At 52.7% G+C, this 24,492-nt stretch carries 30 protein-coding genes and 1 pseudogene; 18 read left to right on the forward strand and 13 right to left on the reverse strand.

Going from position 1 to position 24,492, the window contains the following annotated elements; all coding sequences use genetic code 11:
- Positions 1-236: 236 nt before the first annotated feature.
- Positions 237-1,823, reverse strand: a complete 1,587-nt coding sequence (locus WFM49_RS03985) for a DNA cytosine methyltransferase (protein WP_336971812.1) — start codon at positions 1,821-1,823, stop codon at positions 237-239.
- Positions 1,824-2,175: 352 nt separating this feature from the next.
- Between WFM49_RS03985 and WFM49_RS03990 the strand changes: the two genes are divergently transcribed.
- On the forward strand, positions 2,176-2,436 hold the full coding sequence (locus WFM49_RS03990) for a hypothetical protein (RefSeq protein WP_336971814.1): 261 nt from the start codon (positions 2,176-2,178) through the stop codon (positions 2,434-2,436).
- An 84-nt stretch (positions 2,437-2,520) separates the two neighbouring features.
- Positions 2,521-3,195: a hypothetical protein gene (locus tag WFM49_RS03995; protein WP_336971816.1), complete on the forward strand. Its 675-nt coding sequence runs from the start codon at positions 2,521-2,523 to the stop codon at positions 3,193-3,195.
- Between the two features lie 166 nt (positions 3,196-3,361).
- On the opposite strand, the gene WFM49_RS04000 is transcribed toward WFM49_RS03995, so the two are convergent.
- Complete coding sequence (locus tag WFM49_RS04000) at positions 3,362-4,258, reverse strand: recombination-associated protein RdgC (RefSeq protein ID WP_336971818.1); 897 nt, start codon at positions 4,256-4,258, stop codon at positions 3,362-3,364.
- Positions 4,259-4,331: 73 nt separating this feature from the next.
- Between WFM49_RS04000 and WFM49_RS04005 the strand changes: the two genes are divergently transcribed.
- Positions 4,332-4,982, forward strand: a complete 651-nt coding sequence (locus WFM49_RS04005) for a hypothetical protein (protein WP_336971820.1) — start codon at positions 4,332-4,334, stop codon at positions 4,980-4,982.
- Positions 4,983-4,993: 11 nt separating this feature from the next.
- Here the strand turns inward: WFM49_RS04005 and ssb are convergent.
- From ssb to WFM49_RS04050, 9 genes and pseudogenes are all read right to left on the reverse strand, one after another.
- Positions 4,994-5,344: pseudogene (gene ssb, locus WFM49_RS04010) on the reverse strand (single-stranded DNA-binding protein); the annotation flags it as partial.
- Between the two features lie 2 nt (positions 5,345-5,346).
- Complete coding sequence (locus tag WFM49_RS04015) at positions 5,347-5,574, reverse strand: hypothetical protein (RefSeq protein WP_336971822.1); 228 nt, start codon at positions 5,572-5,574, stop codon at positions 5,347-5,349.
- Positions 5,575-5,883: 309 nt separating this feature from the next.
- On the reverse strand, positions 5,884-6,498 hold the full coding sequence (locus WFM49_RS04020) for a hypothetical protein (protein ID WP_336971824.1): 615 nt from the start codon (positions 6,496-6,498) through the stop codon (positions 5,884-5,886).
- A gap of 10 nt (positions 6,499-6,508) precedes the next feature.
- Entirely contained in the window at positions 6,509-6,922 is a 414-nt protein-coding gene (locus WFM49_RS04025) for a beta-sandwich lipoprotein (RefSeq protein ID WP_336971826.1), read from the reverse strand.
- A 1,282-nt stretch (positions 6,923-8,204) separates the two neighbouring features.
- On the reverse strand, positions 8,205-9,047 hold the full coding sequence (locus WFM49_RS04030) for a hypothetical protein (protein WP_336971828.1): 843 nt from the start codon (positions 9,045-9,047) through the stop codon (positions 8,205-8,207).
- Positions 9,048-9,055: 8 nt separating this feature from the next.
- On the reverse strand, positions 9,056-9,781 hold the full coding sequence (locus tag WFM49_RS04035; RefSeq protein WP_336971831.1) for a hypothetical protein: 726 nt from the start codon (positions 9,779-9,781) through the stop codon (positions 9,056-9,058).
- Between the two features lie 149 nt (positions 9,782-9,930).
- On the reverse strand, positions 9,931-10,623 hold the full coding sequence (locus tag WFM49_RS04040; RefSeq protein WP_336971833.1) for a S24 family peptidase: 693 nt from the start codon (positions 10,621-10,623) through the stop codon (positions 9,931-9,933).
- A 450-nt stretch (positions 10,624-11,073) separates the two neighbouring features.
- Complete coding sequence (locus WFM49_RS04045) at positions 11,074-11,292, reverse strand: hypothetical protein (RefSeq protein WP_264672491.1); 219 nt, start codon at positions 11,290-11,292, stop codon at positions 11,074-11,076.
- Positions 11,293-11,362: 70 nt separating this feature from the next.
- Positions 11,363-11,566, reverse strand: a complete 204-nt coding sequence (locus tag WFM49_RS04050; RefSeq protein ID WP_336971837.1) for a hypothetical protein — start codon at positions 11,564-11,566, stop codon at positions 11,363-11,365.
- Between the two features lie 103 nt (positions 11,567-11,669).
- Between WFM49_RS04050 and WFM49_RS04055 the strand changes: the two genes are divergently transcribed.
- From WFM49_RS04055 to WFM49_RS04095, 9 genes are all read left to right on the forward strand, one after another.
- Entirely contained in the window at positions 11,670-12,191 is a 522-nt protein-coding gene (locus tag WFM49_RS04055) for a phage regulatory CII family protein (RefSeq protein ID WP_009459013.1), read from the forward strand.
- A complete protein-coding gene (locus WFM49_RS04060) occupies positions 12,188-12,448 on the forward strand; it encodes a hypothetical protein (RefSeq protein WP_336971839.1) in 261 nt (86 codons plus the stop codon). The genes WFM49_RS04055 and WFM49_RS04060 overlap by 4 nt, the downstream gene beginning before the upstream one ends.
- 248 nt (positions 12,449-12,696) lie before the next feature.
- Complete coding sequence (locus tag WFM49_RS04065) at positions 12,697-12,969, forward strand: hypothetical protein (RefSeq protein ID WP_336971841.1); 273 nt, start codon at positions 12,697-12,699, stop codon at positions 12,967-12,969.
- Positions 12,963-13,841, forward strand: a complete 879-nt coding sequence (locus WFM49_RS04070; protein WP_336971843.1) for a hypothetical protein — start codon at positions 12,963-12,965, stop codon at positions 13,839-13,841. Before WFM49_RS04065 ends, WFM49_RS04070 begins: the two co-directional genes overlap by 7 nt.
- Positions 13,825-14,532, forward strand: coding sequence for a hypothetical protein (locus WFM49_RS04075; RefSeq protein WP_162090180.1), 708 nt, complete (start codon positions 13,825-13,827; stop codon positions 14,530-14,532). The genes WFM49_RS04070 and WFM49_RS04075 overlap by 17 nt, the downstream gene beginning before the upstream one ends.
- Positions 14,529-14,909, forward strand: coding sequence for a hypothetical protein (locus tag WFM49_RS04080; protein ID WP_336971846.1), 381 nt, complete (start codon positions 14,529-14,531; stop codon positions 14,907-14,909). Before WFM49_RS04075 ends, WFM49_RS04080 begins: the two co-directional genes overlap by 4 nt.
- Positions 14,906-15,298, forward strand: coding sequence for a DUF1492 domain-containing protein (locus tag WFM49_RS04085; protein WP_059317813.1), 393 nt, complete (start codon positions 14,906-14,908; stop codon positions 15,296-15,298). The genes WFM49_RS04080 and WFM49_RS04085 overlap by 4 nt, the downstream gene beginning before the upstream one ends.
- Positions 15,299-15,590: 292 nt before the next feature.
- Positions 15,591-16,286, forward strand: coding sequence for a BRO-N domain-containing protein (locus tag WFM49_RS04090; protein ID WP_336971848.1), 696 nt, complete (start codon positions 15,591-15,593; stop codon positions 16,284-16,286).
- Between the two features lie 209 nt (positions 16,287-16,495).
- The gene (locus WFM49_RS04095; protein ID WP_336971851.1) at positions 16,496-16,654 is read left to right on the forward strand and encodes a hypothetical protein; all 159 of its coding nucleotides are present in this window, start codon (positions 16,496-16,498) and stop codon (positions 16,652-16,654) included.
- A 120-nt stretch (positions 16,655-16,774) separates the two neighbouring features.
- Here WFM49_RS04095 and WFM49_RS04100 read toward each other — a convergent pair whose 3' ends face one another.
- Positions 16,775-17,005 carry a hypothetical protein gene (locus WFM49_RS04100; RefSeq protein ID WP_336971853.1) on the reverse strand — a complete coding sequence of 77 codons (231 nt, stop codon included), beginning with the start codon at positions 17,003-17,005 and terminating at the stop codon, positions 16,775-16,777.
- Positions 17,006-17,893: 888 nt separating this feature from the next.
- Here WFM49_RS04100 and WFM49_RS04105 point away from each other — a divergent pair.
- Positions 17,894-18,448: a BRO family protein gene (locus WFM49_RS04105; protein WP_336971856.1), complete on the forward strand. Its 555-nt coding sequence runs from the start codon at positions 17,894-17,896 to the stop codon at positions 18,446-18,448.
- A gap of 272 nt (positions 18,449-18,720) precedes the next feature.
- On the opposite strand, the gene WFM49_RS04110 is transcribed toward WFM49_RS04105, so the two are convergent.
- Positions 18,721-18,963, reverse strand: a complete 243-nt coding sequence (locus tag WFM49_RS04110; protein WP_336971858.1) for a hypothetical protein — start codon at positions 18,961-18,963, stop codon at positions 18,721-18,723.
- Between the two features lie 469 nt (positions 18,964-19,432).
- Here WFM49_RS04110 and WFM49_RS04115 point away from each other — a divergent pair, with 469 nt between their 5' ends.
- The 5 genes from WFM49_RS04115 to WFM49_RS04135 are packed head-to-tail and all read left to right on the forward strand — an operon-like array spanning position 19,433 to position 24,474.
- On the forward strand, positions 19,433-20,212 hold the full coding sequence (locus WFM49_RS04115) for a hypothetical protein (RefSeq protein ID WP_336971859.1): 780 nt from the start codon (positions 19,433-19,435) through the stop codon (positions 20,210-20,212).
- Positions 20,209-20,700, forward strand: a complete 492-nt coding sequence (locus WFM49_RS04120) for a terminase small subunit (RefSeq protein WP_336971861.1) — start codon at positions 20,209-20,211, stop codon at positions 20,698-20,700. The genes WFM49_RS04115 and WFM49_RS04120 overlap by 4 nt, the downstream gene beginning before the upstream one ends.
- Positions 20,700-22,757: a phage terminase large subunit family protein gene (locus tag WFM49_RS04125; protein ID WP_336971863.1), complete on the forward strand. Its 2,058-nt coding sequence runs from the start codon at positions 20,700-20,702 to the stop codon at positions 22,755-22,757. Before WFM49_RS04120 ends, WFM49_RS04125 begins: the two co-directional genes overlap by 1 nt.
- Entirely contained in the window at positions 22,757-22,966 is a 210-nt protein-coding gene (locus WFM49_RS04130; RefSeq protein WP_336971865.1) for a phage head-tail joining protein, read from the forward strand. The genes WFM49_RS04125 and WFM49_RS04130 overlap by 1 nt, the downstream gene beginning before the upstream one ends.
- Positions 22,966-24,474 (forward strand): phage portal protein, encoded by a 1,509-nt coding sequence (locus WFM49_RS04135; RefSeq protein ID WP_336971867.1) that lies wholly within the window; start codon positions 22,966-22,968, stop codon positions 24,472-24,474. The genes WFM49_RS04130 and WFM49_RS04135 overlap by 1 nt, the downstream gene beginning before the upstream one ends.
- Positions 24,475-24,492: the final 18 nt, after the last annotated feature.

Raw genomic sequence — 24,492 nt, forward strand, 5'->3', positions numbered from 1 at the left:
TCAGAGGCATTAAGAGTTTCTGAGTCATGGTTTTGCTTCCCATCCGTTCTCATCCCAGACCACACACCCGATATCGAGCTCATGGCACAGGGATGCATATCCGTTATTGAAATGACCGTGATGCTTGGATTTATGCAGCAGAATCCGAGGCGTGGGGTCATGGCGAAGGGTAAAAAATTGCCCCGGTTCGATGTGTCGAAGGCGGGGCAGGGGTTTGTTGCTGTAGGCGCTTTGTGTCATGCGACTTTCTCCCGAGGGGAGATCTGCTGATCGGAGTAGTTTGCCTGGACCAAGGCATGGGCCAGTGGCGGGCAGACGCTGTTACCGCACATGCGGACCTGAGCGGTTTTGGTAAGCGGGCTGCCGTCAGGCTTCTGATCGATGATGTACGAGTCAGGAAAGCCTTGAGCGCGGTAGAGCTCGCGTGGTGTCAGCATGCGCAGGCCAATGTCCACGATCTGGTAATCATCACCATGGACTGTCACCAGCCCGAAGCGGTCACGGGTGGGGATTGTGTGTAGAGGCTCGTGCAAACTCACTCCATCCTGCTCATTGCCGTAATACTTCACCAGGAATGAGCGAACTTCTCCAACATGCCCGCCGCCGGCAGTCAGTGTCGGCATAGGCTCGTCATGGCTCTGACCGAATTGGTTATTACGCAGCTTCACCAGATGGCTTGTGACCAGACCTGCAGGGCAGCCGGATGCCGTCACGGTATTCAGCGGTTGCTCAACATTGCGGATGCCATGACTGAACCGTTTGCCGCCTGCCTTCCCTTCGCCGTGTCCCATGTGAATCAGGTTGGCCGTGATCAGACTGTGGTGATCCACGCTGGTGACAGTGCCGATGGGGTCTTGCAGATCGCTGCCCACTACGCCGGTGTAGTGCTTGGCCAAGAATGCCGTCACCATTCCCATCACGTTCCCTGTGCTCATGCGCTTTGTCTCGCCACCGGCCGTGACTGTGTGCAGCGGCTCATCCAGGCCTGTGCCCACCGAGCCAGAGCGAAACTTTGTGATGAAACTGACGCCACCCGGCACGATGAATGGGTTTTCCGCCTCTATCACGTACCGCATCACACCCTTAGCAATGCGCCGGCATGTCGCGTCAGCAAGGGGACGCTTGCGTTCAAAGATGGATGGGAACGGGATGGACCAGTCGATGATGTCCGATGCCGGGCGCCAGGCCAGCTGGCCCTTGGCTGGCTTGGCAAAGTGAGTTTGCTGCGGCCACACGATAGGCAGGCCATCACACCGCGCCACCATGAAGAAGCGCTTGCGGATGGTTGGCGCGCCGTAGTCGCAGGCCCGCAGTTCCTTGTATTCCAGGCGGTACCCAAGGGCACGAAGCTGCTCTTTCCAGAGTTGGAACGTCTGGCCCTTACGCTCAGGGCAGGGCATGCCGTCATCAGTCAGCGGCCCCCATGTCTGAAATTCTTCCACGTTCTCAAGGATGATCACGCGGGGGCGAACTGCCTTTGCCCACTTCACGACCACCCAAGCTAGCCCACGGATGCGCTTGGAGACGGGCTTGCCGCCCTTGGCCTTGCTGAAGTGCTTGCAGTCAGGGCTGGCCCACAGCAGCCCGACTGGCCGACCGCGAGTAGCAACGTGTGGATTGATCTCAAACACATCACTGACATAGTGCTCAGTCTGAGGGTGGTTGATGGTATGCAGGGCAATGGCTTCTGGGTCATGGTTGACGGCAATATCAACATGCCGTCCCAAGGCTTGTTCCAGCCCGGTGGAAGCGCCACCACCGCCTGCGAAAAGATCGACCGTGATCTCCGAGGCGATGGGCAACAAAAACTGCTTGGTGGTCATGGGTTGATCCTAGAAAAGAAAAACCCCGGTTGAGTAAATCAAGCGGGGTTATGGAGTGTTGCTGTAATCGTGATGCTTCATAGGGGCGGCATCCTATGTTTTAGCCACAGAGGTTCGGCTATGATCCTTGCAGATATAGTAGAGGGAAATTGGTTATAGTTAGGCGCGCAACCGCCGCGTACGGCTATGAACAGTCATTATTGCATTGGATTTTGACGACACTTGGTTGCTTCTAATTTGATTGTCAATTGCTCACTTTCATTCCTATGGCTAGACTCTTTTTATAAGGACAAGAGCGATTTTTTACGTGATGTGTAAATCTATTTAGACCATTCTCAACCGGATATTAAAAATGAATACTAATCTTACTCCTACCCCTGAAATGATTGACAAAGCCATGAAAGATGCTTGGTATTCGTGCTTGTTAAATCAATGGATCAAAAATGGAAATGAACCTCCTGCAAAGGGAGAGTTAGAATTATTCGCCAATTCTTATAGCGACAAAAAAGCACTAGATCTTATAAAGGCAAGCAAAGGATATAGTGCTTTGCCTCCAAGCCTTCAGGACGACGTAAAACTAATAAGTAATTTGCGTTCCGCAAAATGGGAATAGTTTGAGCCGGCCCATCGCTCAAGCCGATCCGCCCTCGGCGGCCAGTGTGGATTTTTCGTTAGGTACTTTTTGGGAGATTCCTCCGTGCCACCAAAAGTAACGAAAGAGGATTGCTTGGCTGAGATAAGAAGGTTCTTCAAGCAATACGCCTCTTTCTGTCAAAGCCCAGATCCAGATTCAGTACGTGAGGTATTTTCGTCTGCTTACAGCTTAAACGACAAGGTTCGAAAGGCAGGTTATCCGAACTTCTTCAGAAGCGACGAATTCCTGACAATTAAGGCCATACGTAACTACGCGGTTCATCAAGCAGAGATATACAACAAAGCTCGAGCGGTACCAATGATCTCGAATGTGCCTATCGAGGCTGAGCTGGGTGTTCTGTGTTTGGTTCCGAGGATAGTTATGGATCGAGTGCTTGAAAGTACAAAGAATGCTGATGCGATTAGAAAAACGTGCCTCTTTTACCTCGACTATGTCGATATCTATCCGAGCATATTCAATTTTGGCGTACAGCTATTTCTCTACACTGAAGAGCACCAATTGGGTGTCGACTCGGTTGAGTACCGCGAGTTCTCGCATTCAATTGAGTTTGAAAGAGAGAATGGATACTCGCACCATGTGGTTGGTGGCATTACTCTTCCTCAGGGATTAGACGTCGACGAATTTCTTGAGAACAGCCTTCACACATTGGAGGAGCGGAACACTATACAGAATGCCCTTTATTCCGAGGATGAGGGGATGTTTACGTTCAAGGGATAGATGTTGAATATCGTGTGGAAGCCCCTAGCCATTCATCCAAGCCGACGCCGCTTCGCGGCGAGGCTCGAGTCAGGCGTTAGTAGTTTGGTCGTCTATTTGGGGACGCTTTCTGCACGATACATCTGTGAGTGTCTATCAGATTAAATCTGAGTTAATGTATATTGGCTTACTCACGCTCCCCACTCAGCACAACGACCAGATTACTGATCATCTTGGCCAGCTCGGCGGTCATCAAGGTCATGTCGGCATCAAAGATGTCGTCATCGTTGACGGCCGTCACATCTTGTTTTTCAGTCAGGATGTCCAGCGGGGCCACACGTTTGACGTCCAGCGCGTCGGTCAGCACAAAGCTGATGCGATCCGCCCAGGTCATGGCCAGGCGGGTGCATTGCTTGCCAGCTTCAACGTGCTTGCGCACTTCGTCGATGTCGGCGCTTTGTTTCACGTAGCGCACAGCAGCACCGCTATCGCCGGTGGAGCGCAGTTCTGTCTCCTGGTCCACGGTGAAGTTGGCCAGTTGCTCTTCGTTCACCAGCCAGGAGGTCATGGCGGCACCGGGCGCTTGCTCGGTGTACAGCGGCTGCACGGGGAAGGGCTCCACGCTCTTTGCGAAGAGGCCTAAAACCTCGTCACTCTTGGCAACCGCTGCGGCATCAATGACAAACCAGTGGTTTTGAGTGTCGATCCACACCAATGTGTCGCGCTGCACCGCATGAGAGCGGGGCATCAAATCAATGATGATCTGCTCTTTGATTTCCTTCATCTGCTTGCGACCTGGCTTGTAGCCTTGTTGCTCTTCAATTTCGCGGGCCTTCTCGCGTGCCGCCTGGTTGACCACAGCACTCGGCAGTAGTTTCTTTTCGGCCCGCATGCAGATCAGATACTGTCCGTTCACTTCATGGACCAGCTCACCACCTTCTCGTGGCGGTACCCAGCCCAAGCTGAGAGGTTCTTGGCTGCTGCATGGCGTGAATTGATGCTTAGCCAGCAGCTCGGCCAGTCGTTGAGCGGACAGGGCAAATGCCGTATCCAGGCGATAGATACGCAGGTTTTTAAACCACATGGGTGTATTCCTTTCAGGATGGGCTATGCTGCTTCCACATATTTACTTACAGAGCTTGTGAGAGGAAGCGGGGATGTTTAAAGAGGTTGCTTTTGAGAGGACGCTGATTGCCGCTTTTCTAGTTGGCGGGGTCGTGGGCATTGGATTTGGCTGGTTTCTGTTCCCCTTTTTATTTCCTTTACTTGACGCATCTGGAACTGCCGTATGGGTACAAGCCATAGCGTCAGTCGCGGCAATATATTGGGCTGGAAGGCAGGGGCGTGCCCTCTTCCAACATCAGAAGAAAGAGCGGGAAAAAGCTGCTGTTCAACTCGCGGTAGACGTTGTTCGCACGTTGCATAGCCATTTAGAGAAGTTGGGAGGTTCTAGATGGTGGCCTGGGGATAGGCTTAAAGCTGTGGCAACGGGGAAAAACTATTTCAAAATCGACTATTTGGACCCGGTGGAAAGGATGCTCGATCAGGTCAATCTTGAGCATCTCAGCGGTACGCGCTCGGTCGTAATTATGGTGGAGGTGCGGTCAAAAATATGGCGCATTAAAGAGTATTTGACCTGGATTATTGAGAATGTAGAGGATGTTCAGCTACGGGAGGAAAAGGGAGAAAAAATATTTGATGACCGGGCGAGCCGCATTAAGAAGGAAGTGGCAGACATATCTACTTATCTCAGCGAGTTAATAGTTCATAGAGATAAATATGAGCCAATCCCTACTGTTGATTCATAGAATTATTGATTCCCGGTTTGGCGGTGGAATGCTCCGTCTAACATCTGCATTTGCTCGGCGATGATCTCGGTAGTGAAACGCTCCTGACCGTCCTGGCCTGTCCATTTACGGGTGCGCAGACGACCTTCTACGTAGACGGGACGGCCTTTACGCAGGTACTCGCCCGCGATTTCAGCCAGACGGTTGTAGAACACCACACGGTGCCATTCCGTTTCCTCTCGGGGGTCACCGGTCTGCTTATCCTTCCAGCTGGACGTAGTGGCAATCGAGATATTGCACACGGGGGCGCCACCGGCCTGGTATCGGACTTCGGGATCTCGTCCAAGGTTGCCGACGAGAATTACTTTGTTGACGGAAGCCATATTTAGAAGCCCGCTGCGGGGGCGATGTAGTTGAGCAGGCCAGCTGAGACCGTGATTACGAAAGCAAAGCCCAAGCACCAGTCAATAGGGATTTCGCTATCAGCTGGTAGCGGCTCCCAGTCAAAGTGCTGGGCCAGTTTGGGATGCAGGACACGCACCCACAGCTTGTCGACCAATAGCCCAGCAGTTACCAGGCCAGCGAGCAACATCAAATAAGCGAGCGCGGTCATAGCGCCTCCTGTTAGAAAAGAAAAAGCCCCACGCTTCGTTGGAAGGTGGGGCTTCGTTGTTTATGAAACTGATTACCCTCTAGTCGCAGCACTCCCGCCGCCCATGGCGAGGGCGGGTTTGATATCGAAAAAGTGAGGGGAATGGGAATGCTGCGGCCGGAGGGTGCCCGCTCTCACCATGCGGGCCATGGGCCTGTGCGCACTCAGGCTGGCGTTGTCGGTTGTTGTATGACGCGAATATTCAGCCGACACCCGTCGCACGGGGTGATGGTGAGCGAGTGCAAGTCCGGCAAAGCATCCGCTTCGGAACTAATCCAGATAACAAGGCATGAGCACCCCAGCGCCGCCATCAAACTCGAACCTTGCGAAGGCTTTCGGGTCTCCATTTACGAGCAGCTTGTGATGCGGAAGCCCTTGAATCAGCCTCAGATAGCGCTCCTGAAAGCGGTAGCGTACGCCATCGGCCTCCAGGTCTATGGTGCGGAATTCAACTCCAGATCCGTTACAAGGCATGCAGGCTTCTGCATCAGATTTTCCTTTTGGGGCGGGCTCGATCAAACTCCCGTCGCCTTTGCAGGCCAGGCATTCATACTCGTAATTTCCATGACAGAAGTAGCCATCGCCATCACAGTCATCGCAGTCCGCCACGATAACTAGGCCTGAGCCTTCACAATGTTTACAAGGAGTGCTAGGCCTTTTTGGCAGGGTAATTGGCAGAGCCTGAGAGTACTGGCGAGAATCACGCTCAAGAGCCTGAACTCTGCCGATCATCTTTTCATGAGCAGTGGGCAGGCCTCCACCAGCCCCGAAAACAATCACAGCGATATGTGAATTCGTGGCGATGGCATGGCCGTCATCTTGAAAAGGTGCATTGAGATACCCTCGGATGTCTCCACTCGCCGCGAAAGACTGTAGGTCGATCATGTGGGCTCCTTTATTTTCCGATGGGCAGGGCATCGAGACTGCCGCGAACGTCCCAATCAGAAAGAATGGTTTGAGGCTTGAAAACTACTCGATAGTGGTAGGTGCTGACATTGGCAGAGGCCAACTGCTCTGCAAAGTAGGTGACGTTGTCGGATAGACCAAGGAAGTGCTTCTTGTATTCGTTTGGTCCAACCTTGCAGGTGACATGAAAGGACGTGTTGCTGGCGTTGGTGTCAATGGAGCACCGGCCCTCAATGGTCAGGATGTATGCGTCGGTGATTCCGTTGTAGAAAACGATGCGGCGCTCAATCTCGAACATATCAGCGGCTTTCGACAGGTTCCGAGACGCCACCTTAGAGTCAGTGTCGCAGCCAGCCAGAGCCATCAGCGACGCGGCTGCTGCAACCAAAAAGAGTTTCTTCATTTGCTCCTCGCATGAAAAACCGCCCTGAGTAGGACGGTTTCAGATGCGGCCCCACCAAAGGGGCCATGAGTGCTGGGATTCCAACCAGCATGACCGTTTCCGTTTTTGGCCGTCTACGCCTCACCCTCTTTCTCCGTAAACCGTGCTTTGACGGACTGGAGACGGCAGGGATACCGCGCAGAGCCACAACCATGCTTGTGGGTGCTATTGAGCCGGACGAACACTCCCACATAGGCGGGGTGAGCAACATCGGCAGGTGGGTTGTTAAAGAGCGTTGGATGAATATTACCCAAAGGTAATTAATAAAACAATACCTATGGGTAATTATTTAAACGATATGGGTAATGGGCCTGCATGCGCTAGCGGGCTAAGATGCCGTTACTTTTTGTATTTTTTTGGGGCTAGAGGAGAAATGAGCAAACTTAGTCGGATGACTGTGGGAGTGTTGCTGGCCATAGGCCTAGCTGGCTGTGCGAAGCAGGTTCTGTACAAGCCTGGCGCCAATGTCTGGGACTTTGAGGCGGATAAGTCGGCCTGTGAGTACGAAGCGCTAAAATATGCTGGTGGGTACGATAACTCTTACGCAAGTGCGTTCGGGTCATCTTTGGACATGGCGCTAAGGAGAAATGAGATAACGATGGCGTGTATGCGTCAGAAGGGCTGGCATCCAGCCTCATCTAGCTATACCCCTCAAGAGAAATTTACGCCGATTAAGGTCGATCTGCCTTCGTGAATAAGCGTGGCCCAACAAAAAAGCCCCGTGAGGGGCTTTGTCGTATAGGCTCGTCACGTGAGCTGACGTATCAGAACGGAAGGCCGGGGAATCGGTCTTTTAGTTGTCGGATAAGTTTTTGCCGGGTCGACACCACTTGCTTTGTATAGGTTTGATGGCTTTCGACTGTTCGGCGAGCGGGCTCGCGCAACGGAGAAGTGTGTAGTGGGCTGCGACTAGCCTGATTAAGTTTTTCGTAGATAGTAATACCTTCTGTATGACTTCAAATTACCGCTGCAGCCTGGAAATCGAGGTTTTCCTAAGCAATGATATGGCGAGGAATTTGAAGGGTAGTGAGGTAGCGAGATTGCCACCTTTGAATGAGATCAGTCTCATTGTACCAGTATGGGCTTTTCGCTCACTGAGGTATAGAAGTGCTTTGTAACGCTTCCTCGGGGCTGAGGGCGTCAGGGCCTAGTCAGTACATCCAACGAAAAAGCCCCGGGAGGGGCTTTGGTGTTTCTACTCAAAGGAAGGGTCTTCGTTTATTGGTGGCAGACGTTGCGGCGCCTAGGAGGCAAGTGCAATCAGTTGCTCTGCCCCCTCAGATGCGTTATGGACAGGGTAGAGCCTAATTTCTGCATCGTCAGCCTCGCGCTCTATTGCCATCTGATTGGATGCAATGCTTTTTCGCTGGTGTTGCCCGATTGATGGGTCATCCAGGCGCGGTATTGCTGTAATTAGACCTGCTTTGGCAATGCCAGAAAGGTTTGCCGCTCTAGATAACTCCCAAAGCTTGGCCCGTGCATCTCTAACACTTGCAGACTGTCGTACAGGATGCAGCACTGAGAAGTGCAGAATCACGGAAGGGGAAAAAAAGCCGAATTTTACTAAGGCCCCGCCCATGGTTAGTCTTCCCCCCTTGCCAAAGCCATACATCAAGTCCGGTCTACGCGAGATCACAGCTTCCCGAACTTCTGTGCTGAATCGCTTATTCACTTCTTCGGCTTGTGGTGCGTCGTTCTCATCCTGCTCATCAAATTTGTCAATTTGGGCAAGGCTTGAATAGAGAAGAGCAGCAACTTGTAGTAGTTCTGATACAGAGTCCACGCGAACAAATCTTGCATCACTAGGAATTAGTCCAGCTACTGAAAAACTTATCGTATCAATGTCGTTGCTAGCCTCCGCTGCTACGGCGTATGTCTTCAATGCATGATCGATAAGCGTTTTCACATCGGCTGAAGCCTTGCCATAGAGCGACTCTAGGACATCATCTCGGAGGATGCGCTGTGCTGCCCATTGACCTTTAAAAGAATAAACTAAACCCACCATTAGCCGTTCGCCGGTACCGGCAACAGGCTCCCAAAACAGGGCTCTCCATGGCGTCAAAAATTCGGCAGTGGTGTTAGTCATCATGGTCTCTATATTAGACTAGCCGTACTTGGGAAGCGAGCAATGACAAGATTTGCAACGCTCGCAATACGGTCGGCTACGAAATCCGCTATATCATTGGTTCCAAGCATTTGGTCTACGATATTGCCAGCTTCGCTAATTGCAGTTGTGTCAAATGACAAGGCTTGAGCAACTGCGGATTGGGCAATGGCATTTGCTTTATTAGTTTGCTGCACTATGAGTGCGAGTTTGTTGTAGTCTTTCATGGATTTTCCGGCCTCTAGGCACATGGCATGGTCAATCCAAGCTTCCTCCTTTCCATCCCATAAAATATTTCCAAGGTTTCGATCGCGATTTCCGATCGCTTCGTCTGCCGCAAGCGCTGTGGGCGTGGAGCTAAAGCCAGCTGTTAGTTGGTACGCAAGCTGTTCCGCCGCTGTTCTAGCAGGTCCATAAGGAATTGTCTCTAAACCAAGAGTTTGTTTTAGGTTTGGGTACCCCACATCCGCGCTACCAAACCCCAGGTCAGAGCCTAGCCTCACCAGGAAAGGGTCCGGGGTATTCAGCCCCCAGGCACGTAAGAGTAAGGCGCAAAAACATTCTGAGGCAATTTCGCTTAAAGTGCCACGTTTCAATATTGCAGCTCGCTTAACGCCGGATGAAGTTATCAAGATGCAGCGCTGTGCTCCGGTTTGGCCGTCCCCGGCAGGCATCTCTGTTCCTTGTATTAGATCTGCAGTTTCTAAATGCATCATTTAAGGTGCCTCCCCGACACACAATTTTGCGCTAAGCGTCATTGGTTTGGATATAAAAAATAAGGAGCCAAACGGCTCCTTGTCTCTTCTTGCTCAGTCCTTCTTACGTACAGCCTCCCTGGGCTGGGTTAAATCGATATCTGTCATATTCAGCCTTTCCTCAGGCTCCACCAGGCCATGACCTTCCCGCACACAGTGATAGCTTCAGCAATGTGGCGTAGATCGTAGCGCTCTTCATCTGGATATTCATCAATGTTGTCGCTGCGGATTATCAGCGTTCCACTGCTCAGAATCATCGCCTTCTTGAGTATCAAGCGACCAGCAACATCAAGCACGTAGATACCTGCCGCTTCGATACTCCTGCACTCCACATCAACAAACACCAGATCTCCATCATTGATAGTGGGCGACATACTGTTTCCGCTACCGGTCAGCACCTTGATGCGAGACGGATTCACACTTCCAACTTTCTCACGCACCCATTGTTCAAGCACGTCTAAGTGTTGAACAAGTTGCACGGGGGTGTCTACTTCGCGACCACGGCCCATAGAGGGGGTGGGGGAGAGGTGTTCCAGGCGTACATAACCAGGGGCCGGTGCGCTACTGACCGCAGTTGTCATTTCCCCGGTTTCAGCTTCAAGCCAACCAGGAAAAGCGGCATTCAGTCGCTCAACATTATCCTCGCCAATACGCTTTTGGCCTGCCTTTCCTTCAGGGTAGAGCATGCGGGAGACGTAACTGGGGTCAACGTCAATCCGTGAAGCGATCTGTGAGATGGCTCCATGCCCAAGCTGCGCACGTAGCGCGAGCAATGCTTGACGACGTTGTTCAAATTTATCCATGGGCAGATTTCAACTAATTATTACCTGTGAGTAAATGACCTGCGGGTATTGATAAATTAATTACCTATAGGTAAGATTTGTGCATGGAAACTCTTCGCACCTATCTGAACGGCCTAGACCGACCTACACAAGCTGCTTATGCCGAGAGGTGTGGCACCACGCTGGGATATCTCAGGAAAGCTATCTCGCGGGGGCATCGGCTGGATGGAGGTCTCGCCCGACGACTTGATATTGAGTCTGGAGGCCGCGTACGGCGGGAGGAGCTACGCGGAGATATTTGGCCTGAACTAAAGGAATCCCACATGCCCAACACCCCCGACCCCAAACCTGACGACCGTATCCCCATCGGTCCCCCTGACTGCATTACGAAAGCGGGCGCTCATGTCTAGCGGCCGCGAGCAGACAGTTTCATTGAGCGTGGATGCTTCTAGTCTGCTCGCGACGATGGAATCACTTAAACATTTTGCTGAGGTTTCGTTGGAAGTCAGACAGCGACTTCTCAGCCTTGGCGATTCCATTTCTCAGACCAGAAGCATCGATCTTGGTAGTAACGCCACAGGAGCATTTGATATCCGGATCCTGTTTGAGCCTTCCGATCGTTTGACTGAGCTTCTTGCCGCATGCCTGGCAGGGGACTTCAACGGCATGTGAATCGATGTTGAGTTTCATGGCTTGCTCCTTTTGAGACATGTTTGGTTACGTGCATTTCCAAGCATAGCTGATTGGGGCAGGCCGCCCCTTAATGAGTGGTAGTTACACCTACCTCGTCGAGCCCATGTTGCTCGTTCCAAATAAGCCGGTCGTATATGCCGGTTATGTGTTCATCGGTAGGGCAGTTGAAGGCCTGATAGGCCAGCTCAGTAGCTCTATCAATGATTTCAAAGCGGGGAAGTTCTTTTTTATCCATCCCTGCATTTTCAGTTTCACGACCTATTTTTTCCATTTGCAGTTCCCACTCCTGATTTATCACTACGTACTTTTCACACTTTTACTGTAGCGATTACGAGGGGAGGGCGAAACGCTGAAATACACAGGAGTTCAGCCCAATGACAAGACGTTTTTCTTCCTTGAACTGGCGAGACGCGCTTTACAGTGCTGTCCGTCAGGCCCCAGGCGGCGTTGGCGCGGCTGCCGTATTTCTCTCAGACCGTCGCGGCCTGTCAATTCATCCCGAGTCCCTACGTCGCAAGCTGACCGGTGGTGAGCAACTGGACATCGACATGGCCTTCCTGCTGACCGAATGGCTCGATGAATTAGCCGACTGCCGAGAAAGTGCACGGGACTGGCTCATCGCTGCAGCTCACCAAGGTGGATTGCATGTGGTTGATCTGCCGCCTGAGCCGGTAGGGGGATTCGAGAACGAGGCCACGGCATTAAACGAGAAGGCACTCAAAGCAGCCGCTGAACTTGGCGAAATGTGTAGCGCCATCACCGGCACAACGGCAGACGGTCGAGTGACCCATGAAGAGCGTGAGCGTGTGGTGGCCAAGGCCTTGGATTTGATCCGCCTGTGCTTTCGCATCATCCGCAACGTGACCCGCTGGCACCGCAAGGAGGTCTCAGCATGACCAAAGCACCCTACGGCACCTACTACACCGACCTGTACAAGCTGGGCTGGTTCAACAGCCCCCAGGTATGCAAAGTCCTGAAAGTAGCTTTCGACCAAGAACCCCATGAGCGCCAGCAGCAGATCAAAGAAAAGCTGTACGCCGAATTTGGCACCGACAGTCTGGCCATGGTGAACCCACAGCATTTCGTGCGCACGCTGGACGGCATGGGCCTGTTCTTCACATTGCCGACGTCTTTGAAGGATCAACTGCGATGAAGAAAACAGAATGGCCACAGCGCACACAGCTGCAGCGCCGGCAAGCACTCAAACGCAGTGCATTCAAAGCCAAGCCAAAGGAAAAGAAGGGTCCGAGCCTTGGGCAGCGTATTGCCCAGATAGTCGGAACAGCCCTGCAGCATCGGCCCAAGCCCTTAGCTGTCTACCGCTCCGAGCAGCACCGTCGCAACGTCGCGGCACTGCCATGCGCCAACTGCGGCCGGTGGTATCGCTCCCAGGCTGCCCACATGAATGGCATTGAGTTTGGTAAAGGGCTTGGCCTGAAGGTATCTGACGCTTTGATGTTCCCCCTGTGCACCGATAACGCCTGGGGGCGAGGCTGCCACAGCAAGCTCGACCAGGGTGGGATTTACGACAAGGCCACTGCAGTGGGCTTGCAGATCACCTGGCTGCACCAAACCCGTGATGAATTGAAACGCCTGGGCCAATGGCCTGAGCAAGCCGACCGCGACGTAGAGACGTTCGTGGGGGCGTATTTGAGGAGGCAGGTGACATGCTAAGTGCATCCGACCTGATGCGCACGATAGGGCGTCCAATTGCCTATCACCCCGCCTTGGCTCGAATGGTAGGGGGCGTGAATGCCGCCATCTTCTTGTCTCAGCTCATCTACTGGGACGAGCGCATGGAGGATGCCGAGCTGGGTGTGTACAAGACCGCAGAACAGTGGGAGGCAGAAACAGGTTTGTCCGTTCGCGAGCAGACGACAGCACGTCGCCAGTTACGCGACCGTGGCCTTATCACCGAGACCCACAAGCGTATTGAACACAAGCTGTACTTCAAGCTGGACCGTGGTGCCTTTGATCGACTGATTGCGGGGGCGGGTGAAGCCGAAAACCCCGAACAACAAAACGTCGATTCCCTAAACGCGGAAACGCAATTCGGGAATAGCGAAAGCGCAAATACCGAAACCCCCAAAGCGCCATTCCCGAACCACCCAAAGCGCAGTTCGTTAATAAAGACAGAGATTACTACAGAGACTACAGAAGAAAAAAATACCAAAAAAGAAAACTCGCCTTCGTTCAGCTTTGAGCACTGGCCTGTGAATCCATCGTCGGAAGTCTGGGCGGATTACCTGCAGCACCGTAAAGCGATCAAAGCACCGTTGACCCAGACCGCTGCAAACCGCTTGGGCGCAGAAGCGCATAAAGCCCAGGCAGCCGGGTTCAGCGTTGACGACTTCCTGGCCGAGTGCATGCTGCGCGGTTGGCGGGGAGGAAAAGCCGACTGGCTAACGCGGGGAATGTCGCAGGACCAGCCAGGGGGCGGGCAAGCGGCTCGGGGTGGAAAGTTCGACCCCAATGCGTACATCGAAGAGCGTCGACGCAAACGACAAGCGGAAAGCCAAGGAGGTGGCGATGTTATCGACGTTTGAGCGTGAGAGCGCCTGGTTGAAACCAGTGCCCAAGCTGGATGGCAAAACGCTGATGGAGCATCTGTACGCCCGGATGGATGGCCTGTACCCCGGCAAGTGGAAATCCAACTTTGTGGGCGAAGCAGCCATGTCGAACTGGGAACAGGCCTGGGCCGAGGCATTCGATGAAGAGGGCATTGTGCCGGTGGATGTTGCCCTGGGAATCCAGAACAGCCGACGCATGTACGACTGGCCACCAAGCCTGACCGAGTTCTTGCGGGCCTGCCGTCCCTACCTGGAGCCGGATGTGGCGTTCTTTGAAGCAGTGCGGGGCATGCAAGCCCGAGAGCGAGGTGAGCGTGGTGAGTGGTCACACCCTGCGATCTTTCACGCTGCTGCAGCCGTTGGCAGGTTTGATTTGCTGAACCAAGCCTACCAGCAGATGGAAGGGCGCTGGAAGAAAGCACTCCATGCCCAGCTGGCCCTGGGGGCGTGGCCCGATATTCCAGACCCAGCGCCAGCACTGCCAGCGCCATCAAGCGTGGCTCAAAGCGAACAGGGAACAAAGGCCATGCGTGAAATGGCGCAGAAAGCCATCAGCCGTAAAGGTAAAGACCACAAGGCATGGGCTAAAGAAATCATGGGTAATCCGAAAGGACGCACACCCGCCATCGTACGCATGGCCCAGGCAGCAGTAGGAGACCAGGCATGACCGAGGCAACCGCATTAACTCTGGTGCTGCCCTGGCCTGATATGCGGCTAATGCCCAATCGCAAGAACGGGCGGCACTGGGGTGGGGTCCAGTCAGCCAAGGAGCAGGCAAGGCGCGATGGACGTGTGGCGGCAGTCGTAGAGCTTGGTCGGCGGCGCTTCATCGGCGGGGATCGCATCCCAGTGAAAGTGACTTTCATGTCTCCGGATCGCAGGGGGCGCGACCTGGACAACCTGCTGGCCTGCATCAAGCCGCAGATTGACGGCATCGCCAAAGCCCTTGGGGTGGATGACAAACGGTTTCGACCGCTGATTGTTGATGATGGACTGGACCCAGCTAAGCGCGGGTATCTGAAGATTGAAGTGGGGGATGTATGAAATCGCAGATTGAAATCTTGCTGGGCGAGTGGGGGCGCTGGAAGCGGGGGGAGAACCGGAGTGTTCTGGGGTATCCGAAGAAAGCGGCTTTCATGGTTATGCGCGTGGACGGCGGTACTCAAATGGACCCATCGGAGTTTGTGTCTGATAAAGAAGTAGAGCGCTTGGACGCAGAGGTAAATGCTATACACCCGGAATATCGAGCAATCCTGTCCATGCATTATGTCCGGCCAGGGGCTATCAAGGAGAAATTGGAACGACTGAGTATCTCCAGAGCGCTGTATTACTTCCGGCTGGAGTTTGCCACAAAGCAGCTGGCGTTTCAGATGGGGTTTGTGCCACCTGGTGCCTCGGTAGCTCGACGGGGGGCGGCAGCACAAGGCATGTAGTTGGATATTGGTGGGGGTGTTGCGGAGCCGTTTACCTAGGGGTACACTTAACTCGTCCCGGAAGGGATGGAGGGTAAGAGCTCCAGTGCAAAGCGGCATCCGCTCCCGATAGATACGCGGTTTTTTTGCGCCCGCGCCATACAGATCAATGGCTGGGAGGGCGACGGATACAAGACCCGAAAGGGAAAGAAGTCCACCCGGCTTTGCACGGGCTCTTAACCTCCTGGCCGCCATTGCCGGTGCATGTAAGAGTGCTCCGGCGATGACTCTCAAGTCTCGCAAAGGAGCAATCATGCACCAACCCACTCTGGCGCTTGCCGCCTCCAGTCACACCCCTTCGGTTTTCAAATTTGAATCTCATGCTGTCCGGTTCATCATGATCAACGGAGAGCCGTGGTTTGTTGCTACAGATGTATGCAGAGCGCTGAAGCTAAGCAACCCATCGAAAGCCACGGCATCCCTAGATGAGGATGAGCGGTCTAACTTGAAGTTAGATCGTGGTGGCAGCCTTGTTGTTGTCTCCGAATCCGGCATGTATACCTTAGCGCTTCGTTGCCGTGATGCGGTGAAGCCTAATACCGTCCCCCATCGATTTCGTAAATGGGTTACATCGGAAGTTTTGCCCAGTATCCGCAAGACTGGTGGCTACGGAACGCAGCAGAGGACAATCGAGGCTCAGGCGTTGGCGGCAGCTATCTCTCAGCGTATTTTCCAGACCCTAATGCAATCTGAAGCTGATCTACGTACACAGCGATGGAATGTGCGGTTTGATCGAGATAATCGGGAGCAGGACTTAAATGTGCAGATCACACCCATCCCGTCTAACGCCTACATCATGTCGTTTGCCAAGCTGGCACGTAACATCGAAATCGGTGAAGTGGGATGCGCAGCCAGCGATGTTGAGCTTCTGGCTATTGCATCGGCTTGCACAGACCGCGTAGCACGCCGCATGCAGCAAACTACCCAGAATGGGCTGCACGAACGTTGAAATTATTGTGCCTTCACACGTTGTGAATGTGCGGTGCGGGCACAGCAAGATCTTACCTTTTCAGTGTAAAGCGGTTTAGCCTTCATATTCGGGATGTTATGGCTTGCCTGTATGTGAACGATAACAAATAATGAGTGTTCAAGTTGGTATGCATGCCGATCGTAATTTCTCGAGAGATATGATTGTCGAGATTAAAACAGGAGAAAGTTATGAAGAAGCAGAATCAAGATCAAGTTCAGGACCAAGGGGGCGACTCTACGCGTGAGGAGAGAGAGTGGATGCGTAAATTTGAGGAAGAAAATTTTGGACGTGTGCTTGAGCGAGATGTAAATGGGGATCCTATCGGTGAGGTAAAGTGGCGAAAATAGCGCAGCTAATTACTTCCCAGATAGCCGGTTTACGGGGGCTGCGATGATCCCGACTTGACCTGATGGAAACTAATTTTAAGCTGCCCAGTCAGGTCAAGTCAGAGTTATAGAATGTGATCCCTACTCTCTAGGTTTCAAATATCCTCTGCTCTTTAGTACTTTAGTTGCGGCCATTCGCTCGGTCATGTTTCCATTCCGATATTTATCCTTCAAATAATTATCTGATTTTGTCTCATATTCCAGAGCCAGTTCGTTGGCCCGGTCAACTTTTTGCTTCACGTTGTTGCCAGCCTCAACAGCCACTTTCCCCGCCGTCGAGGCTATCTTACCTACGGTATCCCAAAAACCCATTTCTGCTCCTTATTAAGTCGATTTTCTGTATGTGGCTCCACAAGAGCGACATTTGTTGTTGAAAACTTTTTGCTCGCCACAGTTTGAGCATTTACTGCCTTGGCCGCCCCTGCCACTATTTGCAGGGACTTTCATCTCGTATGAGCATTGAGAGCATTTGCGTCCTGTCGGAGTTTCAAAAAACGTCTGCTTACCGCATTCAGGGCACATTTTTCCAGCCATAGATTTACCTGTTTATGTAAATGTGTAAATGTGTAAATGTATTTAAGTTTGTAAGTGTACTTGAAATTTTGAGGGGCGACTCACTTGAGTTTCCTGCTTGAGCTCAGGTTTAAAGCTTAAGCTGCCAAAGGAGACGCAAAAACTATTTTGTCTAGACTCGTTGACGAAGTGTCTATACTCAATCAGAATAAATCCCGTAGGCTGGATATTGCTCAGCCTGACGAAAGGAGCCCTGCCAGAGATGGTGGGGCTTTTTGCTGTGTAGGATGTTATCTGGCTATAAATTGTGCGCACACATTGGGAAATCGTGCGCACTGATATAGACTAAAACCCCTATGCTGGAGTTTCATTTGCCAGCTGATCTTTCTGGGAAGTGGAAAGGGTTTGTTTGTATGCATAATAAACCAAGGGCGTAGATCACTAAACTGTCCGGACATCTAGCGCATGTGTCCGGACAGAGTTACCATTTTCTTTGTAGGCTGAGCATTCTTCGGTCTACAGAATTGAAGCAAGATAGGCCCCTCCAAATTGGCGGGGCCTTTTTGTTTCTGAGAGAAGTCTAAGCAGCCTTAAATCGGTAGATGCCGAGCCAGACAGGGTGGAAACGCTTTGCAAGTTTAGGGCCACTCCTTTTCGGGGTGGCCTTTTGTTTTGGAGAAAACAGCGATGAAAGAACTTATGTTCAGAGACGAGACGATTCGGCTAATTGAGCTCGATGGAAAGAAGTGGGCAAGTGCGGCAGACATCGCCAGAGCGCTCGGGTATACGCGCTCAGATAAGGTGAATCAGATATTCGACCGACATGAAGCCGAGTTTTCGGCCTCTATGACACGCATCACTACATTGCAGGACCTGGCCCCCCAAACTGAGGTTGCAGGTCAGTACCGTACTGTCCGCGTTTTTAGTTTACGTGGTGCTCATCTGATCGGAATGTTTGCTAGGACAGCAAGGGCTCAGGAGTTCCGGCGTTGGGTTCTGGATATCTTGGATGGCAATAAGGCTGCACAGTCTTTAATCCAGCAATGGTTTGAAGCCAAGGCTGCACTGGATGCTCAAGACCGCTTTGCGAGTTTATGCGGTCGAGGCCTTGGTGAGCACCGGCTTCGCAAGAAGCCATTGGCGACGCGTGTCGATCAGCTATCCGAACAAATGCAGCCCTCGCTACAGCTCCAAGGACCCGGCCAAGTGCCGGGTTTTCTTTTTCTGCCTTTGGGTGATTAGGTCCTTCCAGAAACGATGAGTTTCTCGTTTGTAGTAGGTAGAGTTGGCTTACTTAGCGTGAAATTAAAAGCAGTGGCAAGCGTAGCTTCTGTTCCTATTTATGTAGCGGCAGACATGATGACGCTAGTGCTGATCTCCTGCGCAGCGTCAAAGACATGGTAGTGCGAGTCAGTGCGGGAGAGAAACTGGGAAAATACCAGTAAGCACAACCACGTCTATAGGCTTTGAACGGGTCCGTCTATCGTGAGACCGGCGGGCCCGTTCAATAGGGATTACTTAGCCCATTTGCCTGCCTCACGGGCTTTTTCAATTAGGGCGAGGATCATGTCTTGCGAGATCGATTTTCTGAGTAAACGAATGATGGTATCCCTTTGTTCCTTGTGGGTTGAAAGGTAGGAATAGGGAACGGGGATATACCCACCCCCTGGGTTCGGGACTAAGAACTCCATCTCGGAATCGTCAGTTTTGATGGACTCTATGTTCTTAAATAACTCAATATTTAGGTCAGTGCTCATGTTTATTTCTCTATCTCAATTGGGACTTTGATCTTATACGGAAGATTGCTATCAGTCTAATACTGGAGATATCTGCTAATGCCACTAACGGCAGTGTTTATGGGTGAAGGAAATGGAGCTTAAGGTAAAACAGTGCTGTTTCTTGGAAAACCTTTTTTATTTACTCTATATAAGCCACTTTAATATTGAGCACCGCTTACATCAGGTGCCGGTATGGCCTTACATTGCCCATAGGTACGCTACGGAGAACCATGTAAGTGTCATGCGCTGCCGGGGGCCCCTGGGTAAATAGCCCCGGTAAGGGGGATTCGAACCCCGGACTCTCGCTGTTCACGAGTTTTTTCAATGGGGGGTTATATTTTTTCCCCTCCAAAGCTAATGCACATGCGCCTTCCTTGAAAAAAATGGCCTCCCTTGAAAGAGGGGGGGTTATATTTTTCGAGGGGGGTTATATTTTTTGGGGCGTCCCATGCTTGAATACACCAGCACCGCAAAAGAGGGCGCTCGGTGGCTTAGCCGTGGCGAACGACAAGTGCCCTACGCAACATCGTTGGCACTTAATAGGACAGCATCAGCAATTCAAAAAGCACTTGTAGAGCAGATGGGACAAGTGTTTGACCGTCCTACGCCGTATACATTGCGCTCGCTCCGGTTGCAGCGGGCCACAAAACAGAACCTGACAGCGTCCGTTGCTTATAAAGACTTTGCTGGCAAGGGAACGGCGGCAAGTAAATATCTGCGTCCCCAGGTTGAGGGGGGGATGCGCCGCCAGAAGCGATTTGAAAGTGCCTTGGGTCGTATTGGCCCCAGCGGGTACTACGTTCCTGCTGGCGGTGCCGATCAAGACGCATACGGGAATATGTCACGCGGGCAGATCGTCAAGCTGCTGTCCTACCTGCAGGCCTTTGGGGAGCAAGGGTATAGGGCTAATGCGACAGATAAGAGCCGCGCACGTACAGCCAAAGTGGGGCGTAGTGAAGCTGGCTACCGTCGCATCAATGGGGTCATGTACTTCATTTCCAGAGGGAAGGGGACGGTATCGGGAAACCGGACACAGCATTTACCGGCTGGTGTGTGGCGTAAGACAGGAACTCATGGGGCGGATGTAGCGCCGGTACTGTTACACGTCGATAGCGTGAGCTATACAAAGCGCCTACCGTTTTATGAGACTGCAGACGAAGTGTATGGCACTCGGTTTGAGGACGAGTTTACCCAGGCCTTTGAGCAAGCCATGGCCACCGCGCGATGATTGATCCAGATAAGAAAATGACCCAAGCCAGGTTTGCTCAAATTGTGGGTATTACCCAGCCTGCTGTCAGTGGCTTGCTTGCTCAAGGTGTCTTAACTGTAGGCGACAACGCCGGAAACTGGCTCTTGTCGTATTGCGGGCATTTGCGTGAGATAGCCTCTGGTCGTACCCGTCAGTCTGATAACTCAATTGATCTGGTCCTTGAGAAGGCGCGTCTGGCGTCAGCTCAGGCAGACAAGATCGAGATGGAAAACAACGTCAAAAAAGGGGAGCTTGCTCCTGTTGCTGTGCTGGAGGAGGTGCTCGTGCGGGCAGGCGGCAAGATCGCAGCACAGCTTGACACGATACCGGCATCTTTAAAACGCCGCATACCGTCACTGACGGATTCTGACATCGGTTTCGTCAGGCGAGAAATTGCGAAGGCCCGCAACGCGGTTGCAAATCTGAACCTGGAGGATGTCGAGGCAGACGAAAATGAGGCGAAATAATGCTGGTCACGCAGAATCGAGCAGCGATTGCACGCGCTTTGCGCCGTGGCCTGGCTGGCTTTGCCGCACAAGAGCCTATTTCTTTGAGGGAGTGGGCTGAAAGTCACTTTTATCTATCCGCTGAATCCTCGTATGTGGAGCAACGATGGGAAGCCTGGCCGTTTCAGCGCGGCATTCTGGCCTGCATTGGTAGCGATGATGTACATGAAGTGGATGTCATCAAATCGGCACGGGTTGGATATACCAAGATCTTGCTGGCGGCAGTGGGTTACTTTGCTGAGCACCGGCGACGTAACCAGGTATTGTGGCAGCCCACTGATTCGGCGCGGGATGAGTTTGTAAAAACCGAATTGGACACGATGATTCGTGACGTTTCGGTTCTCCATCCGATATTCCCCATGCGGGAGGCCAGGCACAAAGACAATACGCTTCTGGTAAAGAAGTTCATTGGCAGCATGCTTCACCTGCGCGGGGGGAAGTCAGCAGATAACTACCGTCGATTATCGGTCAGCGTCGGGTACTTGGACGAGTTCAGCTCGTTCGATAGCAATATTGATGGGGAAGGCGATCCCGGCAAGCTGGCGCTGAAGCGATTGGAGGGGGCGACATTTCCCAAGTTGGTCGTCGGCTCTACACCGAAGATAAAAGGCCTGTGCTTAATGGAAAAGCGGGCCGAGGGGGCGGACGCTCGCTATACCTACCATATCCCTTGTGCCCATTGTGACGAGCTGCATAACTTGGAGTGGGGCGGGAAAGGTGAGCCTCATGGCTTTAAGTGGGTTGATGATGATCCTGAAACGGTGCGCCATCTTTGCCCGCATTGCGGTGCATTGGCGACTCAAGGTGAATATTTAGCTGCTGCAGAGCGCGGTATCTGGGTTGGCAATGATGGGAGCACTATTGATCAAGACGGCGTGTTCCGCGACTCAGAGGGCAATTTAATCCAACCTCATCTGCGAGTTGCTTTCCACGTTTGGACCGCCTATAGCCCGTTGGTTTCATGGCCCAAGATCGTTAAGGAGTTTATGGAAGCCTACGAAAAAGCATCCACTGGTGAGGATGAGGAGCTGCGTACATTCTGGAACACCACGCTCGGTCGCACTTGGGAGGGCGAAATTGAGCGCATGGAGTCCGATGAGCTGCAGCGCCGTGCTGAAGTTGAAGGCTACCGCTCTCCTGGTCTTGATGATGGGTTGGTCCCCAAACGATGCATGCTGTTGCTGGCTGGAGCTGACATCCAGGGCAACCGTATTGAGGTTGGTGTATGGGGAGTAGGTAAGGGCGGGGAAATGTGGGTCGTAGACCACCAAATTCTCTTCGGAAATCCTTCTGAAGATGAAGTGTGGACAAAGCTGGATGAGTTGCTGTTTGAACGCAGATATTTACATGAGGGCGGGCAACAGATGCCAATCTACGCTACCGCCATCGATACGGGTGGCCACCACTCGCATGCTGTGTATGAATATGCTCGGAAGAATCGGGCGCGCCGTGTTTATGCGATCCGGGGGCGACCTACGGGTGAGAAGCACATCAAGGACGGTGTCACACAAGTGGACATCGACTGGCGCGGGAAGCGTGTCAAGAAAGGTGTGCGGCTTTGGTATGTCGGCACCAATATGGCCAAGGATCTTTTGTTTGGGCGATTGCAAGTTGAGGAGCCGGGTCGAGGCTATGTTCACTTAGCGGCAGATATGCCGGAAGAGTGGTTCAGGCAGTTTGCTGCTGAAGTTCGTGCAGTGCGCCGGACCGCATTCGGTTCACGCTCAGTATGGACGCCAATTCGTAAGCGAAACGAAGTGCTGGACTGCTGTGTTTATGCGCTTTGGCTTGAGGCGCATCTTGAATTGGCAAGAAAGACAGACAAATGGTGGGCGAACTTCGCTCAGAAGCTCGGCGTTGACGAGCCTGACGATGATTCAGGCCCCACTGAAACTCCACAGAAAACGCCCGCGATTGCGGGCGTTTCTGTTTCTAAACCACGAACACAACCGGCCACTGGTGTCAGGCGGGCTGCGGTGAGAACGGGGTCATCAAGTTACTTACGGAGCAGACGCTAATGGCGTACACACGTGCAGATTTGGAGGCGGTGAATAAAGCGATTGCCAGCGGGGTGCTGAAAGTTCGCTATGGGGATAAGGAGGTTCAGTATCCCTCGGTTAATGATCTGATTCGGGCTAAACAACACATTGTTGCTGAGCTCAATGCGGAGAACGGCAAACGCAAGCCTTGGGTGTTCCGTATTCGGAATAAAGGGAAGGGGGTCTGATGCGATATCAAACATTGCAGCAGGCCGGTTTTGTGGTGCCTACCCGTTTAAATGCTGCCTCATCCTCTGCCTATGAGGGAGGAAGCGCAACGGGGAGCCGCTCCAAGAGTTGGAACCCCTCGGCGGCTGGCCCTAATAGTGCCGCCACAGGCAATCTTGGGATTATTCGCAGGCGAGCTCGGGATGCTGTACGTAATGATCCTTGGGCAAAAACAGCGGCTGCTCGCTGGGTCTCGAACGTTATCGGGACAGGAATTCAACCATACCCTCGACATCCTGATCGAGGGGTGCGTAAGGCGCTTAAGGAATTATGGTCGGATTGGGTAGGTGAGTCTGATGCCGATGGGCTGCTTGGCTTTTATGGGCAGCAAGCCTTGGCAGCCAGATGCCTGTTTACCGACGGCGAGGCCCTAGGGCGGATTCGGATGCGTAGGCCGGAGGATGACCTCGTTGTTCCCATGCAGATTCAACAGTTTGAAGGTGACTTCCTGCCAGTTGAGGAAACGAGAAGTCTGGCAAATGGCCATGAAATTGTGAATGGCGTGGAGTTTGACCGCATTGGTCGGCGTGTGAACTACCACTTGTGGGATCGGCATCCCGCAGAGCCAGGTGGGCTCAGGAGTAGAACTTTACGTCCGGTACCTGCCGATATGGTCGTTCACGCATATCCGGTCCTGCGGCCAGGTCAGGTACGAGGTGTATCTGAGCTTGCGACTGTTCTTCTTCGGCTGAAAACCTTAGATAACTTCGATGATGCCGTTGCGTTCCGGCAGGAAGTGTCGAATCTGTTCGCCGGTTATGTCGTCACAAAAGAGGATGAGAGTGAGGGGCCAGACCCAAGTAGTTTTGCAGATCCCAGCATAGAGCCGGATGCTGACGGTGTACCGCTGATTGGTATGGAGCCTGGGTCTGTCACCTCATTGCCTCATGGGACAGATATTAAGTTTGCGTCGCCGCCTGGGGCGCCCGACAACTATGCGGAGTTCATGCGGCAGCAACTGATGGCCGCATTTGCATCCGTCGGTATGCCATATGAGACGACGGGGGACCTGCGTAATGTAAGCGATAGGACTCTGCGCGTCGTGGTGAACGAGTTTCACCGTCAAGTTGAGCAGTACCAGTGGGGGGTATTTATCCACCAATGGTGTCGACCAATCTGGAATGCCTGGATTAACGCTATCGCGCTTTCGGGGATTATGCCGATGAAGTACTTAGAGCGTCGGCTGTTCCGGCGTGTGCTCTGGGTTCCCCAAGGGTGGGCCTACTTCAATCCTGTGCAGGACGTAAAGGCGAACACCGATGCGGTGAGGGCTGGCTTTACGTCGCGGTCCGCAATCATCCTCTCGCAGGGCGAAGACCCCGAGGAGGTGGCGGCTCAAATTCGTGCTGATAACGATCAAGCCGATTCCGACAATTTGAGCTTGGACAGTGATTCCCGCCATGCACGAAACAAAGGCGCAGAGCTTGGCGACCCAAGTGAACGTGTTGATGACCCCTCTGGGGCCTGACTTAACTTTTAGGAGCCA

Source organism: Alcaligenes sp. PF14, assembly GCF_037150615.1.
Taxonomy (GTDB): Bacteria; Pseudomonadota; Gammaproteobacteria; order Burkholderiales; family Burkholderiaceae_B; genus Alcaligenes; species Alcaligenes phenolicus.